General features: G+C 62.9%; 12 protein-coding genes and 2 tRNA genes. 8 read left to right on the top strand and 6 right to left on the bottom strand.

Translation table 11 applies throughout. The features are described from left to right. Positions 1–14: 14 nt before the first annotated feature. Genes P3T25_RS07865 through P3T25_RS07850 form a run of 4 tightly spaced genes read left to right on the top strand, consistent with a single transcriptional unit; the run spans position 15 to position 6,003 of the window. Entirely contained in the window at positions 15–1,400 is a 1,386-nt protein-coding gene (locus P3T25_RS07865) for an undecaprenyl-phosphate glucose phosphotransferase (RefSeq protein ID WP_154561385.1), read from the top strand. A gap of 2 nt (positions 1,401–1,402) precedes the next feature. Beyond that, complete coding sequence (locus P3T25_RS07860) at positions 1,403–2,356, top strand: glycosyltransferase family 2 protein (protein WP_154561387.1); 954 nt, start codon at positions 1,403–1,405, stop codon at positions 2,354–2,356. Between the two features lie 37 nt (positions 2,357–2,393). Beyond that, the gene (locus P3T25_RS07855) at positions 2,394–3,587 is read left to right on the top strand and encodes a polysaccharide biosynthesis/export family protein (protein WP_429357841.1); all 1,194 of its coding nucleotides are present in this window, start codon (positions 2,394–2,396) and stop codon (positions 3,585–3,587) included. A 25-nt stretch (positions 3,588–3,612) separates the two neighbouring features. Continuing rightward, the gene (locus tag P3T25_RS07850) at positions 3,613–6,003 is read left to right on the top strand and encodes a polysaccharide biosynthesis tyrosine autokinase (RefSeq protein ID WP_429357840.1); all 2,391 of its coding nucleotides are present in this window, start codon (positions 3,613–3,615) and stop codon (positions 6,001–6,003) included. Positions 6,004–6,097: 94 nt separating this feature from the next. Here the strand turns inward: P3T25_RS07850 and P3T25_RS07845 are convergent, their stop codons facing one another. The 3 genes from P3T25_RS07845 to P3T25_RS07835 all read right to left on the bottom strand — a co-directional run bounded on the left by P3T25_RS07845 (position 6,098) and on the right by P3T25_RS07835 (position 8,254). Further along, a complete protein-coding gene (locus tag P3T25_RS07845) occupies positions 6,098–6,520 on the bottom strand; it encodes a helix-turn-helix domain-containing protein (RefSeq protein ID WP_429357839.1) in 423 nt (140 codons plus the stop codon). Continuing rightward, complete coding sequence (locus P3T25_RS07840; protein WP_154561395.1) at positions 6,517–6,816, bottom strand: type II toxin-antitoxin system HigB family toxin; 300 nt, start codon at positions 6,814–6,816, stop codon at positions 6,517–6,519. Before P3T25_RS07840 ends, P3T25_RS07845 begins: the two co-directional genes overlap by 4 nt. A 220-nt stretch (positions 6,817–7,036) precedes the next feature. Further along, positions 7,037–8,254 (bottom strand): glycosyltransferase family 4 protein, encoded by a 1,218-nt coding sequence (locus P3T25_RS07835; RefSeq protein WP_429357838.1) that lies wholly within the window; start codon positions 8,252–8,254, stop codon positions 7,037–7,039. Between the two features lie 176 nt (positions 8,255–8,430). On the opposite strand from P3T25_RS07835, the gene P3T25_RS07830 reads away from it, so the two are divergent. Further along, positions 8,431–9,714 carry a glycosyltransferase family 4 protein gene (locus tag P3T25_RS07830; RefSeq protein WP_429357837.1) on the top strand — a complete coding sequence of 428 codons (1,284 nt, stop codon included), beginning with the start codon at positions 8,431–8,433 and terminating at the stop codon, positions 9,712–9,714. A 77-nt stretch (positions 9,715–9,791) separates the two neighbouring features. Here P3T25_RS07830 and rpiA read toward each other — a convergent pair whose 3' ends face one another. The 3 genes from rpiA to rnr all read right to left on the bottom strand — a co-directional run bounded on the left by rpiA (position 9,792) and on the right by rnr (position 13,973). After that, positions 9,792–10,487 carry a ribose-5-phosphate isomerase RpiA gene (gene rpiA / locus P3T25_RS07825; protein ID WP_154561401.1) on the bottom strand — a complete coding sequence of 232 codons (696 nt, stop codon included), beginning with the start codon at positions 10,485–10,487 and terminating at the stop codon, positions 9,792–9,794. Positions 10,488–10,530: 43 nt separating this feature from the next. Further along, positions 10,531–11,274: a 23S rRNA (guanosine(2251)-2'-O)-methyltransferase RlmB gene (gene rlmB, locus P3T25_RS07820; RefSeq protein ID WP_063496380.1), complete on the bottom strand. Its 744-nt coding sequence runs from the start codon at positions 11,272–11,274 to the stop codon at positions 10,531–10,533. 182 nt (positions 11,275–11,456) lie between these two features. Further along, entirely contained in the window at positions 11,457–13,973 is a 2,517-nt protein-coding gene (gene rnr / locus P3T25_RS07815; protein WP_171926430.1) for a ribonuclease R, read from the bottom strand. A gap of 304 nt (positions 13,974–14,277) precedes the next feature. On the opposite strand from rnr, the gene P3T25_RS07810 reads away from it, so the two are divergent. From P3T25_RS07810 to P3T25_RS07800, 3 genes are all read left to right on the top strand, one after another. Continuing rightward, a tRNA-Leu gene (locus tag P3T25_RS07810) sits at positions 14,278–14,364 on the top strand. Between the two features lie 261 nt (positions 14,365–14,625). Beyond that, positions 14,626–14,712, top strand: a tRNA-Leu gene (locus P3T25_RS07805). Between the two features lie 281 nt (positions 14,713–14,993). Then, positions 14,994–16,106 (top strand): phage integrase central domain-containing protein, encoded by a 1,113-nt coding sequence (locus tag P3T25_RS07800; protein WP_429357938.1) that lies wholly within the window; start codon positions 14,994–14,996, stop codon positions 16,104–16,106. Positions 16,107–16,262: the final 156 nt, after the last annotated feature.

Here is a 16,262-nt window from a genome sequence, read left to right as displayed (position 1 = left end):
CAGGGTAGATCATTATGTTCAGGAATACTGCGCGATGTCTCGACGCACTCTTTGTGATTGCGGGCGGGCTGCTCGCTCACGGGATGCGCTTTTCGACGCCGATTGCGTTGTCGGACACCGAGCGCCTCCTGATCGCCTTTAACTGCGTGCTCGTGCTGTTGATGTTTCCCGGCTTCGGCGTCTATGAAACGTGGCGTGGCAAGGCACTGCCCTCCATGCTGCTGAGAGTCGCCGCCGCATGGCTGGTGGTGGTCGCCACCGCCCTTGTTCTGGCGTTCACACTGCACCGCATGGATGCGCTTTCGCGCCTGTGGTTCGGTTACTCGACGCTGATCTCCGGCGCGCTGATCATCGCCACCAAGTGCCTCGTGCATGTGGCCTTGCGCAGCGTGCGCCGGCGCGGCATGAATTTCCGCACGGTCGCGATCGTCGGCGCGCCCGGCTTCTCGCGCACCTTGCTCGCGCATCTCGACCATGCTCCGCAAGCCGGCTTCAAGCCGGTCTGCGTCTTCGACACCAGCATCGAAGCGGCCGGCACCTATGGCGCGCGGCTCAGCCGCCTGCCGGTGCTGACCGATCTGAATGCGTTCGCCGCCAAGGTGCGCGACGAACACGTGAACGAAGTGTGGCTCGCGTTGCCGCTTTCGGAAGAACATACGATCTATCGCTTCACGCGCCTCTTTAGGCATGACTTCGTGAATCTGCGCTTCATACCCGACGTGCGCAGCCTCTCGCTGTTCAACCACGCGCTGGTCGACGTCGTCGGTTTACCGACGCTCAATCTGAGCGCCACGCCCATCCCGTCGCCGCAGATGTGGCCCAAGCTGATCTTCGACCGCCTGTTCGCGGCGGCCGCGCTGCTCGCGCTCGCGCCCGTGCTTATCGCGCTCGCGATCGGCATCAAGCTGAGCTCGCCCGGGCCGGTGTTCTTCCGCCAGACCCGCAAAGGCGTGGACGGCCAGCCGTTCGCGATCTACAAGTTCCGTTCGATGACCGTGCACCACGAAGCGCACGGCCAGGTCACGCAGGCCGCGCGCAACGACGCGCGCATCACGAAACTCGGCGGCTTCATGCGCCGCACCAGTCTCGACGAACTGCCGCAATTCCTGAACGTGCTGCTCGGCCAGATGTCGGTGGTCGGTCCGCGTCCGCATGCGGTCGAGCACGACGATCTCTACAAGGATCAGGTGTACGGCTATATGAACCGCTACCGGATCAAGCCGGGCATCACCGGCTGGGCGCAGGTGAACGGGTATCGCGGCGCCACCACCAAGGTCGAAAAGATGGAAACGCGCGTCAAATTCGATCTCTTCTACATCCACAACTGGTCGTTCTGGTTCGACATGAAGATCGTGTTCATCACGATTTTCAAGGGGTTCGTCGGCCGCAACGCATTCTGATCATGCCACTCCGGAAACCGTCCCTGAAAGTCTCCGTGATCGTGCCGACGTACCGGCGCACCGCCGATCTCGCGCGCTGCCTCGCGGCGCTCGATGCACAGGAGCGCCGCGCCGACGAAGTGATCGTGATCGCACGCCACGACGATTACGCGACGCTCGACTGGCTGCGCACGCGCGAAGCGAACCGGCCCGACCCGCGCCGCTGGATCGTGCTCGTGCACAAGCCGGGCGTGGTCGCCGCCTACAACCTCGGTATCGACAGCGCCAGTGGCGACGTGCTTTGCTTCACCGACGACGATGCCGCGCCGCATTCCGACTGGATCACGCGGATCGTCCGCGCGTTCGAAAGCGATCCGGCACTCGGCGGCCTCGGCGGACGCGACATCGTGCATGAACGCAATGGCATTCTGCAGGGGCAGAAGCTGCGCGTGGGCATCGTGCGCTGGTATGGCCGGACCATCGGCAATCACCATATCGGCCACGGCGCGGCACGCGAAGTCCAGGTGCTCAAGGGCGTCAACATGGCGTTTCGCCGCGAGGCGATCGGCACGCTGCGCTTCGACGCCCGCTTGCGCGGCACCGGCGCGCAGGTTCACTGCGAGATGGCCTTCAGTCTGGACGTAGAGCGGCGCGGCTGGACCCTGATTTACGACCCGACGCTGCTGGTGGAGCACTTCCCGGCCCAGCGCAGCGACGAAGACCAGCGCTTCACATTTAACGACGCCGCTTTCTATAACGCGTCATTCAATCTCCGACTCATCATGTGCGAATACCTGACGCCTCCCGGCCGATGGGCGTTCGTCGTTTACTCGACGCTGATCGGCGATCGCGCGGACCCGGGGTTCCTGCGCGCATTGTCGTTGGCATTCGAGCGCGGCGGCGTGGCACTCGCGCTTCGCAAATGGAGAGTTGGTTTACGCGCAATGCGCGGGGCATGGCAGGAGGCGGCGCGCTGACCGAACAGTGCGCGGCTTCACGCGAGGGACCACTAAAATGACTATCAGAACGATTGCCGCAGGGCTCGCGGCCACATCTCTATGCGCCTGTGCACTGGCGCCAGGACCCTATCTGGACACCAACCGGCTGGAGCCGCCCGCTCCGCCGGAGCAGACCGCCGAGAAGTTTCCGGTGCACACGATCGACGTCGGCTATTTTCGCCAGCAACGCGCAGCCGCGGTACCGGCCGCCTGCCCGTTGTCGTGCCTGACGCCGCAGACGCGCGGTGCTTACGACTACCGGCTCGGCATCGGCGACCAGTTGAGCATCATCGTCTGGGATCATCCGGAACTGACCGGCGGCACACTGGGCGGCGTGCCGCCGCTGCCGGGCGTCGGCAACGGCACAACACCAACGCCCGGACCCACGCAGACGCAAGGCGCGACACCGATCGCGCCGACGCTGACAGGCGGCGGCGAAGGCGGACTGACCGTGCGCGTCGCCAACAACGGCACGATCTTTTTCCCGCGCGTGGGCCGCGTCAAGGTGTTCGGCATGACCGCGCAGCAGGTTCAGGAATCGCTGACGAGGGGCCTCGCGAAGACGATTCGCAATCCTCAGCTCGATGTGCGCGTGTCGGGTTTCAACAGTCAGTCGGTGCAGGTGACCGGCAATCTGCGCACGCCCGCCTCCGAAGCGATCACCGATACGCCGCTGACCGTGCTCGACGCGATCAATCGCGCAGGCGGCGCATTGCCCGATGCGGATCTGCAGAACGTGGGCGTGACCCGCAGCGGCAAGCGCTATACGGTCGACGTCGCCTCGCTGCTCGAAACCGGCGATCCGCAACAGAACGTGCTGCTGAAGGACGGCGACATCATCGACGTGCCGGACCGCTCGAACAGCCGCGTCTTCGTGCTCGGCGAAGTGAACAAGCCGACTTCGCTGCCGATGAACCGCGGCCGCCTGACGCTCGCCGATGCGCTGACCGGCGCCGGCAGTCTCGACGTCAAGACCGGCGACCCGCGCTTCGTCTACGTGGTGCGCGGCGCCGACAAGACGCTCACGCCCGACGTCTATCAGCTCGACATGACCCAGGTCGACGCGTTGATGCTGATGACCAAGTTCGAACTCCAGCCGAAAGATGTGGTGTACGTGCAGGTCTCGAGCGCAGCACGCTTTAACCGCGCACTCGAACAGATCACGCCGACTCTGCAGTCCATCTTCTACACGGTGCAGTTGGGCCGGTGAACAACGCTCGCAACGGAGTATTCCTATGAGTACGTACGACATGCTGGATCACGGACCGGCGCCCAACAGCGACGAAGATGCGGTGATGCGCGACTTGCTGCGCATGATCATGGATCAGATCTGGTGGGTGCTCGCCATTGCCGGTTGCGTGATACTCGCCGCGGTGATCTATACGAAGCTCGCCACGCCGATCTACTCCGCCGACGCCCTGCTTCAGGTCGACACGCAGACCGGCAACAACGGTTCGCAGAGTCAGAACACGCCGTCACTCGTGCCTTCGGTGGCCCCGATGCGTACCGAAGCGGAAATCGAAATCATCAAGAGCCGCGCGGTGGTCGAGCCGGTGGTCGAGCAGTTCAAACTGAACTTCAGCACGGCGGCGAAGACCATGCCGGTGCTCGGCAAGATTTCGTCGTGGTTCGCGCATCCGGGCCGCCCGCTCGGCGCGGCCTTCGGAATGGACTCGTATGCGTGGGGCGGCGAGCAATTCGAAGTCGGGTCGATCACGGTGCCGAAATCGCTGGAAGGCGCGCGCCTGACACTGCACGTGCTCGATTACGGCCGCTATGAGCTGACGGACTCGTTCGGGCAGCAGATCCTCACCGGGGTGGCGGGTCAGGAAGCAAGCGGCAACGACGTCACACTGTTCGTCAAGACGCTGGTGGCCCGTCCCGGCACCGAGTTCTACGTGACGCGTTTCAATCAACTGGACGCGGTCGCCGCCCTGTCGTCCGGATTGCAGGTCGCCGAAAAAGGCCGTGACACCGGTGTCGTGCAACTGTCGTACATGGGCACCGATCCGCACGCGATCACCGCGATCACCAATGCGGTGGCGGCGTCGTATCTGGCGCAACGCACAGAACGCGCGCAGGAAGAAGCGAGCCACATGCTGAGCTTCCTGAACAGTGAATTGCCGCGTCTGCGTGCCGAGGTGAAAAAGACCGAGACCGCGTTGTCGGAGTACCAGTCGAAAGCCGGATCGTTCCAGCCGACCCAGGAGGCCGGCGTCTACCTCGCCGGTGGTCTGGACTACGAAAAGCAGATTGCGACGCTGCGCATCCAGCGCGCGCAACTGCTGCAGCGCTTCACGGAAGAAAGCCCGGAGGTGCAACAGGTGGACGCGCAACTGGCGGCGATGTCGCGCGAAAAAGCCCGTTTCGAGGATCACTTCAGCACGCTGCCGAGCTCCGAACGCAACGCCCTTTCCTTGCAGCGCGATGCGAAGGTTGCCGAGGAAATTTATGTGGCGCTGCTGAATAAAACCCAGGAGCTGTCGATTTCGCGTGCCGGCACGATCGGCAACGTGCATATCATCGACGCCGCCTTGCTGCCGTCCCAGCCGGTGCGGCCCAAATCGGCGCTGATCATTTCGGCGGGCACGCTGCTCGGCATCATCGGCGGGATTCTGTTCGCGTTTTGCCGGCACACGTTCTTTACCGGCGTGGCCGATCCCGAGTTCGTCGAGCGGCGCTTCCAGTTGCCGATCTTCGGCTCGATCGCCTTCAGCCCGGAACAGGCGCGCAGCGACCGGCAGTTGAGCGCCATGCGCGCCGCAGCGCTGCCCGGCCCCAGGTCGACACCGACCGAAGTGTCCGCGGGATCGTCGGGCGCCATGCGAGCGCTTCGGCCTGGTTCGGCGGCGGCCCGCCAGGGGCAGGTGCCCGTCGGTACGCAAACCGTCATTGCGTCGGGCAAAACGCCGATGCGGCCGCTGCTGGTGAAGACCCATCCGTACGACTCGACGGTGGAAGGCCTGCGTGGGCTGCGCGCCACGCTGCAATTCGGCCTGGTCGATGCGCCCAACCGCATCGTAGCGATCACGAGTCCCGCGCCTTCGGACGGCAAAAGCTTTCTGTGCGCGAACCTCGCTGCATTGATCGCGGAATCGGGCAAGCGCGTGCTGCTGATCGACGCCGATCTGCGGCGCGGCCGTCTCGCGCAGTATCTCGGCCGCTCGCCGAATGGCGGCTTGACCGAACTGCTGACGGGTCAGGTCGATCTCGAAGCCGCGGCTCGCGCCACAGGCGTGGATGGCTTGCACTTCATCGCGGCGGGCGCTTATCCGCCGAATCCGTCCGAGATTCTGACGTCGTCGCGCTTCGGAGAAATCCTCGCGCGCTTCGAGCAGGAGTTCGATCTGGTGATCGTCGATACGCCACCGCTGCTGGCGGTGGCCGATGCGGCGGTGATTGCGCATATCGCCGGTTCGACGGTGCTGGTCATGCGCTCCGGTGCTCACACAGAGGGTCACGTGGCCGACGCGCTGAAGAAACTGCGGCGCGCGCGGGCCCGGGTGGTGGGAGGCGTGATGAATGCAGTGCCGCTCAAGAGCCACAACAAGAACGGCACGTACGACTATGCCTACGCGTACACCTACTCCGCCGGCGATCCGCTCGATACGCACGGATCACGATAGATCGGGTTAAAAGCAGTAAAGCGAAAGGGCTGCGCCGGATCGAGGCGCAGCCCTTTTTTATTGACGCACAACTGGCGCTGTGCGCCGCGTTCGTTTACAGAAACGCGCTGACGTCGGTATGAAAACGCGCGGCCAGCGCCTTCGCCACCTTTTTGCTGATGGAGCGCCGGCCCGCGAGAATATCGCTCACCACGGTGGGCGATGCGATACCGATCAGGTCCTTCTGCTTGAGCCCGTGCGTTTCCAGCAGATGCCGCAACACCTCACGCGGCTCCGCTTTCGGGATCGTCACGTTGTTCACTTCCCAGCTTTCGATCAGGTCGGTGACGATCGCGAACAGATCGGCCAGCGGATCCTTCTCGTTACCGTTCAGATGATCGGCGAGCGCGTTGGCGAGCCGCACCATCTTCTGATAGTCCTGCTCATTACGAATGGGTGTGATCGGCAACTGGGTTTGCAGGGCAGCCCAGGTTTGAGCGATGTCGGGAAAGGCTCCCGGAAGGCGATCGGCATTCATAAGTTTAGATTCTTCCTCGTCCAAAGGTCGTATTCCGTATGCGTCAATACGTGACGAACGAACAACGACTGCCTGTTGTAGGGAATCGCCGCGATGATCCGGAACCGGTTGCCGCCTACATCGAAAACGGTGTATTGCGGCGGTACGTAGTCCACGCCCGCGAACGTCTGCTCCAGGTCGTTATAGCCATACGCGAGGCAAGCCTGCGCCAGTGAGTACCACGTCAACAGCGCACTGCGCGCCTCCGGATGTCTCTTTATGAAGTCCAGCAACGCTTTCTTTGAAATGACCCGCATCGTATTTCCTCGCATGTACACGCGCACTGGACAAGCACGCTCTACCTGCGAGGCTAAGGGACGGGTTCGACACCGATAGTCAACCGGACGGCATAGGCCGAACAGCCCACTATGGCTTACTGCGGTACGACGAAGTCATTTTATTCGCATATGGCGAAGTTCGCAATATGCGAATAAAGAGATAATCTGTCGCGCTTCATGACCTGCACGCGCGTCGGCGTCAGCGTCCCCAACTGCCTCCTTGCGCGCGTTCGCCAGGCCACGCGAGATCCCCGGTGGCCAGATCGGGTTCGACGCGCTCTGCTGCCGCGACCCGCAGACGCCAACCCGATGCCGCGATCGTGCGCGTCACCTCAGCCATGAAGGCGCGCCGGAAAACCGCCGCGGAAAAACGTTCCGCATTCGCGCGGCATGCCGCCGGCGTGATCTGTTCACTCTGCCGTTCGAAGCGATCGATCGCGTCGAGCATCGACACGACCGTTTGGCGTGCGAAATACACGCCGGTAGGACGTGCCTCGCCGATCGGCACCACCGTTTCGAGCGCCCCGCCCTTGCCGAACGCAATGACCGGCGTGCCGCACGCCTGCGCTTCGAGCGCGACGATGCCGAAGTCTTCCTCGGCGGCGAACACGAAGGCGCGCGCGCGTTGCAGATGATCCTTGAGAACCTTGAACGGCTGATACCCTAGGATCGTCACATTCGGACCGGCCTTGGCGCGAATCGCCGCCATCTCCGGTCCGTCGCCGATCACGATCAGCTTGCGGTGCGGTGTCGCGTTGAAGGTTTCGACGATCAGATCAATGCGCTTGTAAGGCACCATCCGCGAGGCGGTCAGATAGAAGTCTTCCTTGTGCGTGCACAGTTCGAACTTGTGCACGTCGACGGGCGGCGGAATCACTGCGGCATCGCGCCGGTAAGTTTTCATCACGCGCCGCGCGACGAATTGCGAATTCGCGATCAGACGATCGACGCTGTTCGCCGAGTGCGAATCCCAGCCGCGCAGATAATGAAGCAACGCACGCACGAGCCATGACTTCGGCCCGCGCGTCAAATTAGCTTCGCGCAAATACTGGTGCTGCAGATCCCACGCGTAGCGCATCGGCGAATGCACATAGCTCACGTGCGTCTGATCCGGGCCGACCAGCACACCCTTGGCGACCGCATAAGAACTCGTGATGATGAGGTCGTAACCCGAGAGATCGAACTGCTCGATCGCGAGCGGCATCAACGGCAGATACGCGCGATAGTGGCGCCGCGCAAACGGCAGCCCCTGGATGAACGACGTGGTGACGGGTTTGCCGCCTACCGGCCTGCGGTCTTCGAGGAAATCGACGAGGCTGAAGAGATCGGCATCGGGAAAACACTCGATGATCTGTTCGAGCACTTTCTCGGCGCCGCCAGGTGCGACGAGCCAGTCGTGCACGATCGCCACTTTCATGATCTCCCCGCCTATTGATTAACGACCCATGGCCATAGCAACGAGTGTAAGTGCCGCATCATTTGCCGTGCGTGCGTATGCCCACATTCGACGCGCGACAGTCCGCGAATAATGAAGACTCGCTATTCGCTTCTTGCGAATGGCGAGTCCAATCACTTCGCCCGACTTTGCACTTTATGCGCCCGACGATCGACGCTACGCCCCTCGCTCATTCCTTGCCGCTGGTTCAGCCGGCCCTGATCGATCCATCTGCCGCGCCCGCATCATCGGCATCGGCTGCAAGCTCGGCAACGCTCTCGCCGACCATGCCGAGCGTGCTATTCGTCGACCAGAGCGGCCAACTCGGCGGCGCTGAATTCGCGCTCTTGCAACTGGCCGGCAGTTGCATTGCGCGCAGCGAAGTCGTGCTGCTCTCCGACGGTCCATTTCGCGCGCGGCTCGAAACACTCGGCGCACGCGTGCAAGTGTTAAACGACGCGCGCGTATCGGGCATCGTTCGGCAAGCGTCGGGGTCGAACTGCCTGCGCGTTGTGCCCGGCATCCTGCGCCAGGTCCGCGCAATCGCGGCGCGCGCGCGAAAATTCGACGTGCTGTTTCTCAACACACAAAAGGCACTCGTGCTCGGCGCGCTCGGCAAACCGCTGCATCGCAAACCAGTGATCTGGTATCAGCACGACATCCTCACGCGCGAGCATTTCGGACGCGTGCAGTTAAGCGTCATCAAGTGGCTGGTGCGCCTCGCAGTTGACCACGTGGTTGCGAATTCGCAGGCATCGAAGCGCTCACTGATCGCGCTGACGGGCATCGCGGCCGACTCGGTGCCGGTCATCTACAACGGGGTCGACGCCGACGCGTTCAAACGCATCGACGACAGCGACATGGCCGCGCTGCGCCGGCGACTGGGTTTGCCCGAGCATGCGTGGCTTGCTGGTTTGTTCGGCCGTCTCGCGCCGTGGAAAGGTCAGCACATTGCGCTCGAAGCAATGGCGCGACTGCCCGGCGTGCACCTGGTGCTGGTCGGTGCACCGCTATTCGGCGAGGACGCGTACGCGCAACGGCTGCATGAGCAGGCCGAGGCATTGGGCGTCGCGGATCGCGTGCGTTTCGCGGGCTTTCAGGACGACGTGCCCGTGTGGATGAAAGCGATGGATGTGATCTTGCACACCTCGACCGAGCCGGAGCCGTTCGGGCGGGTGATCGTCGAAGGCATGGCGGCTGCGCGCCCGGTGATCGCAGCGGCCGCGGGCGGCGTGACCGAGATCGTGCGGCATCGGCGCAATGGCTGGCTCGTGAAACCGGGGGATGTGGCCGCGCTGGCCGATGCGATCGGCGCATTGCGCGACGATCCGGCGCTGGCGCAGCGCCTCGCGAATCAGGCGCTCGCCGATGCGCAAACCGAGTTCTCAGTGGATCAGTATTTGCAGCGAATGATGCAGGCGATTGGGCGCGCCGCGCGCTGATGCTGGTCGGAGCCTCGCCAATGCAGCAGAGCGAGCCCGCTAAAGCAGGCTCGCTCGCGGCCGCAAAAGCGCGGTGATCAGCTCTTGCTGTATTCGATCGTCTCGACGCCCGTATCCGTGCCGAGCATGCACAGATTCGCGCCGCGGCCCGCGAACAGGCCTACCGTCACCACGCCCGGCCATGCATTGATGTGCATTTCCAGCGCGCGCGGGTCGCTGATGCGCAGACCCTTGACGTCGATGATCTCGTTGCCGTTATCGGTAATGAACGGCACACCTTCCCTGGTCACGCGCACCACCGGCACGCCGCCGAGCGCTGTCACGCGACGGCCGATCGCCGTACGCGCCATCGGCACGACTTCGATCGGCAGCGGGAAGTTGCCGAGCGTGTCGACCAGCTTGCTCGCATCGGCGATGCAGACGAATACGTCCGACACCGACGCGACGATTTTCTCGCGCGTCAGCGCGCCGCCGCCGCCCTTGATCATCGCGCCGCTGTGGTCGATCTCGTCGGCGCCGTCCACGTACACCGGCAGCGAATCGATTTCGTTCAGGTCGAGCACTTTGAAACCGTGCGATTGCAGACGCGCGGTGGTGGCGAGCGAACTCGACACGGCGCCGCGATAACGGGTCTTGCTGGCGGCCAGCGCGTCGATGAAACAGTTCGCGGTGGAGCCGGTGCCGACGCCGATCACGGAGCCTTCCGGCACGTTGGCGTTCACATAGTCGGCGGCGGCCTGGCCGACCAGTTGCTTGAGTTCGTCTTGGGTCATGGGGAATGCAGGCGAGCAGTAAAAACGATGAGTTTACCGGAGTTTACTTCTTCACCGACCGCTGGCGCACGGCTTCAAACAGACACACGCCACTCGCCACGGACACATTCAGGCTTTCGACCGTACCCGCCATCGGAATCTGCATGACCACGTCGCAGGTATCGCGCGTGAGGCGGCGCATGCCCTCGCCTTCGGCACCCATCACCAGTGCGACCGGACCGTCGAGCTCGGTCTCGTAGAGGCTCTTGGTGGCCTCGCCGGCGGTACCGACTACCCACACGCCCGCGTCCTTCAACTCACGCAGCGCGCGCGCCAGATTCGTGACGGTGATGTACGGCACGGTGTCGGCTGCGCCGCTCGCCACCTTCGCTGCCGTCGCGTTCAAGCCCACCGCGCGGTCACGCGGCGCGATCACCGCATGCGCGCCGGCCGCATCGGCCACCCGCAGGCAGGCGCCAAGGTTGTGCGGATCCGTCACGCCGTCCAGCACGAGAATCAACGGCGAACCGTTGATGCCGTCGAGCAGTTCGGCCAGATTCTGCGCGAGCGGCATATCGCCCGCACGCGCCACCACGCCCTGGTGCCGCTCGGTATGCGAGAGGCCCCACAGACGCGTTTCGTCGGCGGCGATCAGACGCACGCCGGCTTCTTTCGCCGCGTGCAGGAACTCGGTCATGCGACGGTCTTTGCGCGTGGCGTCGTAGTAAACCTCTTCGACCGTCGACGCATCGTGCCGCATACGTGCGGTCACTGCGTGGAAACCGTATAGAACCTTGAGACGTGACATGACTGACAAACCTTTGATTGAGCGCGCTTTGAAAGCGCGCTGCTGTGATGAATGCGAACCTGCTTGCTGTGTTGCTTGAGTCGCTGCTTCGGTAACTGACTTCTTTGCGATGAAACGAAGACCGCGCGCAACCGGTACGTTTCAACGTACCCGATGCGCGCGGTTCAAGCCTTCATACGACTTCAGCGCTTCTTGCGGGCCTGCGGTTTCGAGGCCGACTTGGCCGGCGCGCCGCCGTGTTTCTTCGCCGCGCCGCGTGCCGCGCGCGCTTCCTTGACGGCCGCGGTTTGCGCGGGCGCGGCCTTCTTGCGTCGGCCGCCCGGCGCTGCCGCGCCACCCGCACCGCCATCCACCGGCGGCAACGAACGCACGCGTGCGCCGCCGCTTTCGCCGGATGTCTTGTCGGCGAGCGCCGGACGACTCGCCGGCGGCTTGATCGGCGTGTCGCGCACGAGGCGGAAGTCGATCTTGCGCGCATCGAGATCGACGCGGCTCACCTGCACCCGCACCCGATCCGACAGGCGATAACGAATCCCGGTACGCTCGCCGCGCAACTCGTTCTTGATCTCGTCGTACTGGAAGTAGTCCGAACCCAGTTCGGTGACGTGCACGAGGCCTTCGATAAAGAGCGAGTCGAGTTGCACGAAAATGCCGAACGACGTCACGCCGTTCACCATGCCGCCGTACTCTTCACCGAGCTTGTCACGCATGAAGTAGCACTTGAGCCAGGCTTCCACGTCGCGCGATGCTTCATCTGCACGGCGTTCGTTCGCCGAGCAATGCAGACCGAGTTCTTCCCAGATCGCCACGTCTTTCGACTTGTTGCGAGCGCCGTGTTTTTCCTCGTCGGCCTGCTGCATCGCGCGGGCGCGCGGCGACAGCGCCGTGTTCAACTCGACGCCTTGCGGCGGTTCCGGCTGATACTTGCGGCCTTGCAGAATCGCGTAGATCGCGCGGTGCGTGAGCAGGTCGGGATAGCGGCGAATCGGGCTCGTGAAGTGCGCATACGCCTCGTACGCGAGACCGAAGTGGCCGATGTTGTCGGGACTGTAGACAGCCTGTTGCATCGAGCGCAGCAGCATGGTCTGCAACATCTGCGCGTCCGGCCGCTCGCGGATCTGCGCCATCAGCGCGGCGTAATCACTGGCGTGCGGCTTGTCGCCGCCGGCAAGCGTGAGGCCCATGCCGCGCAGGAAGGTGCGCAGATTCTCGAGCTTCTCGGCGGTCGGCCCGGCGTGCACACGGAACAGACCCGGGTGTTTGTTGCGCTTGAGGAAGTCGGCCGCGCACACGTTCGCGGCCAGCATGCATTCCTCGATCAGCTTGTGTGCGTCGTTGCGGGTGCGCGGAATGATCTGTTCGATCTTGCCCTGCGCATTGCAAACGATGTACGTCTCGGTCGTATCGAAGTCGATCGCGCCGCGCTTCTGGCGTGCGGCGAACAGCGACTTGTAGACGCCATACAGATTCTGCAGTTGCGGCAGCAAGGCGGCGCGACGGGCGGCCTCCGGGCCCTTGGTGTTTTTCAGCACCGCGGCCACTTCCGTATAGGTCAGCCGCGCCGCCGAGTGCATCACGCCCGGATAGAACTGATACGCCTTCACTTCGCCGCGCGCGGTGACGATCATGTCGCACACCAGCACGCAACGGTCGACGTTCGGGTTCAGCGAGCACAAACCGTTCGACAGCTTCTCCGGCAGCATCGGAATCACGCGGCGCGGGAAGTACACCGAGGTGCTGCGTTCGAGCGCGTCGGCATCGAGCCCGCTCTTCGGATGCACATAGTGCGAGACGTCCGCGATCGCGACGATCAGGCGGAAGCCTTCGCCACGGCCGACCTGAACCGGCTCGCAATAGACCGCGTCGTCGAAGTCGCGGGCATCTTCACCGTCGATCGTGACGAGCGGCACGTCGCGCAGATCGATGCGATGACGTGCGTCAACCGGTCGGACTTCGTCGGGGAGTCTCGCGGCTTCGTCGAGCGCGGACTGGCTGAATTCGTGCGGCACACCGTACTTGCGCACCGCGATTTCGATTTCCATGCCGGGGTCGTCGATATCGCCCAGCACTTCCACCACGCGGCCGAGTGGCTGCGAATGACGGCTCGGGAAATCGGTGAGCTCGACCACCACCACCTGGCCGACCTTGGCCTTCTTGGTGTTCTGCGCGATCAGGATGTCATGGCCGATGCGCTTGTCTTCAGGCGCGACGATCAGCGCGCCGTTCTCGTTGAGCAGACGGCCGATCACGCGCTTGTTGGCGCGGTCCGTGACTTCGACGATATGCCCTTCCGGCCTGCCACGACGGTCATAGCCGACAATGCGCGCGAGCACGCGATCGTTGTGCATGACCTTCTGCATTTCGCCGGTGGGCAGGAACAGATCGTCCTGACCGTCGTCGCGAATGAGAAAACCGTAGCCGTCGCGATGGCCCTGCACGCGGCCCGCGACAAAGTTCGACGGATGGGTGAGCTGATAGAGATTGCGCTGATCGAGCCGGATCTGGCCGTCGCGCTCCATGGCGCCTAGGCGCTTGAAAAATCCTTCGCGCTCCTGGCGTTTGATCGACAGGGCTTCGGCGATGTCGTTCGCGGCAAGCGGCGCTTCACTCGTGCGCAGGACGCCCAGGATTTCTTCGCGGCTCGGGATCGGATACGGGAATTTGCTCAAGGGCTTGTCGATGATTTTTTCTCGTTGCATGGACGTCGGTCGGCGATGTGGCTGGGCTTAAGAGGCGCTTGGGTTGCGCTTAAGTTGCACTTGCGATTGCACTGGAATGACTGCTCGGGTCCGGCTCGTTCAAGTCTGAGTCCGACGGGCGTGTGCACCGTGCCAACGAACTACTGCGAGGCATTCTAACACCCGTCTTGTGCGCCAAGCGGCCCGTCAATAGTCGCTGTGAGGCGCATGCAGGCTCGCTGCGGCGATGTTTAAGCGACTTTTGAGAAACGCTTGACAGCCCTGAATCTGTCGCTATAATGGCGTTCTTTGCTGTTCATCACCTGCCCAGGTGGCGAAATTGGTAGACGCACTAGGTTCAGGTCCTAGCGGTGGCAACACTGTGGAGGTTCGAGTCCTCTCTTGGGCACCAGATTCAAAAGTAAAGCCGCCTGATGTTTCACATCGGCGGCTTTACTTTTTGTGTGAGGCTATGTGGTCCGATTCCGGTTTTTCGATCGGATCATGTGGTTAGCAGGACGGTTGCGTCAACGCGAGTTGGCAGTGATTGAGCAGCGAAGTTTTGCTTCGCTGCACGGCACAACCGAGCGGTTGATGAAGCGATGGCCAGTTTGTATGTAGGGATTGACACGCTGCATCATCGCGCTAAAATAGCGGTCTAGCTTGAAGACGTGCCCAGGTGGCGGAATTGGTAGACGCACTAGGTTCAGGTCCTAGCGGTGGCAACACCGTGGAGGTTCGAGTCCTCTCCTGGGCACCAACAGTTGTTCCGGCTTAGTTGCAACTCAAGCCGAAGAAGTTCGAGAAACCCCGTAAGATCAAAGTCTTACGGGGTTTTTTGTTGTCTGCAGATCCCTTGCGATCCACTGACATCGACGATTTTTGCGTATACACGGAGTCGAGATGTTAGGCCATGCCCAAACGCGTCGAACCGAACTCCGAAGTGGTATTTCGTTCGCCAATCCGCGCGAGCACCCCTATTTGCTCGCGGATGGGAATCGCTTGGCCTTGCGCATCTGGCCGGACGGGGGCAAAACCTGACTGCTCCGCTATCGACGGCTGAGTACGGGCAAGGAGAACTTCCTCAGCCTCGGTCCCTACCCCGATATCACACTCGCCGATGCGCGACGGTCGGCCACTGCCGCACGCAGTCTTGTACGCGAAGGCATCGATCCGGTCGAGCATCGCCGGGCCGAAGCCACCGGCCGCAAACGCGCGGCCGAAGGCGCCTTTCATCTCGTAGCTCAAAGCTGGCTCGACTTCAAACGTACGGAATGGGCCGACGAAGCGTACCGCAAGGCGGAGTTTGTCGTTCGCGAATACCTGACTCCCGCGCTCCGCAACAAGCCCATCTCCACGCTTGCCACGCCAGAGGTCAAGCCCGTACTCGAAGCGATCGCCTCCCACGCACCTAACCTCGCGACCAAAGCACGGCAGTATGTCGGTGGCATCGTGACGTACGCCATCCAGAACGGACTGCGCGAAGATGGCGCCGCGTTGACACTCCGCGGTGTTGTGCCACGCCACAAGAAAGGCCATATACCAGCGATCACCAAGCCGGCGGACATAGGCCCACTCGCTCTGGCTATCGATGCCTACAGGTCGCCCATTATCCGCGCCGCCCTCAAGCTCACCATGCTGACCGGCCTTCGCCCCGGTGTGGTTGCGGCAGTGCCGTGGGACGAGATGAACCTCAAGACAGCCGAATGGCATGTCGCAGCCGAGCGGATGAAAATGCGGCACGATCACATCGTGCCATTGCCAAAGCAGGCGATCGCCGTCAGTAAAGAGTTGCGCGCGGTGATGTCTAACAGCGAGCTGTTTCAGACGCCGGGTTTTGAGGTCATCAGGGACGTCGCGGTGCGACGCATCCGTGCGGGTATCAATCTGCGCGTGATCCGCTCGGGCCCCGGCAATACGCGCGATCTGTGGCGATCGTCGAAGCGCGATCTCCGTGAACTCCGTTTCTCGCCCGCCGATTTCGAAGTGGGTATCACGACCTATCTCTACGACGACACCGTGGCCTTCATTTCATCGCGGGCCGAGCACTACGCGCTGTCCATTCAAAGCGCGGAGTTCTTTGCGTTCGAGTGCATTCTGTTCGAAGTGCTATGGAACACGAGCATGCCCGATCAGTCCGACAAACCCGCGTGAACCGCTTTCATTCGCTCGTCCAACCTGGCCTTGGCCAACACCGCAGCGGCTTCATCGAACGTTTACTACCCCGGCTACGTGACTGGAGCGACAACAGCCGCCCCTGCGCCCGCCCACATCAGTACGGCGTTTGCGACGAGCGCGGTTTACGCTGCA

This window comes from Paraburkholderia sp. GAS32, from assembly GCF_050434225.1.
GTDB classification, from domain to species: Bacteria; Pseudomonadota; Gammaproteobacteria; order Burkholderiales; family Burkholderiaceae; genus Paraburkholderia; species Paraburkholderia madseniana.
The sequence above is the reverse complement of the archived record's forward strand: the minus strand, read 5'-3'. Positions and strand labels throughout refer to the sequence as shown.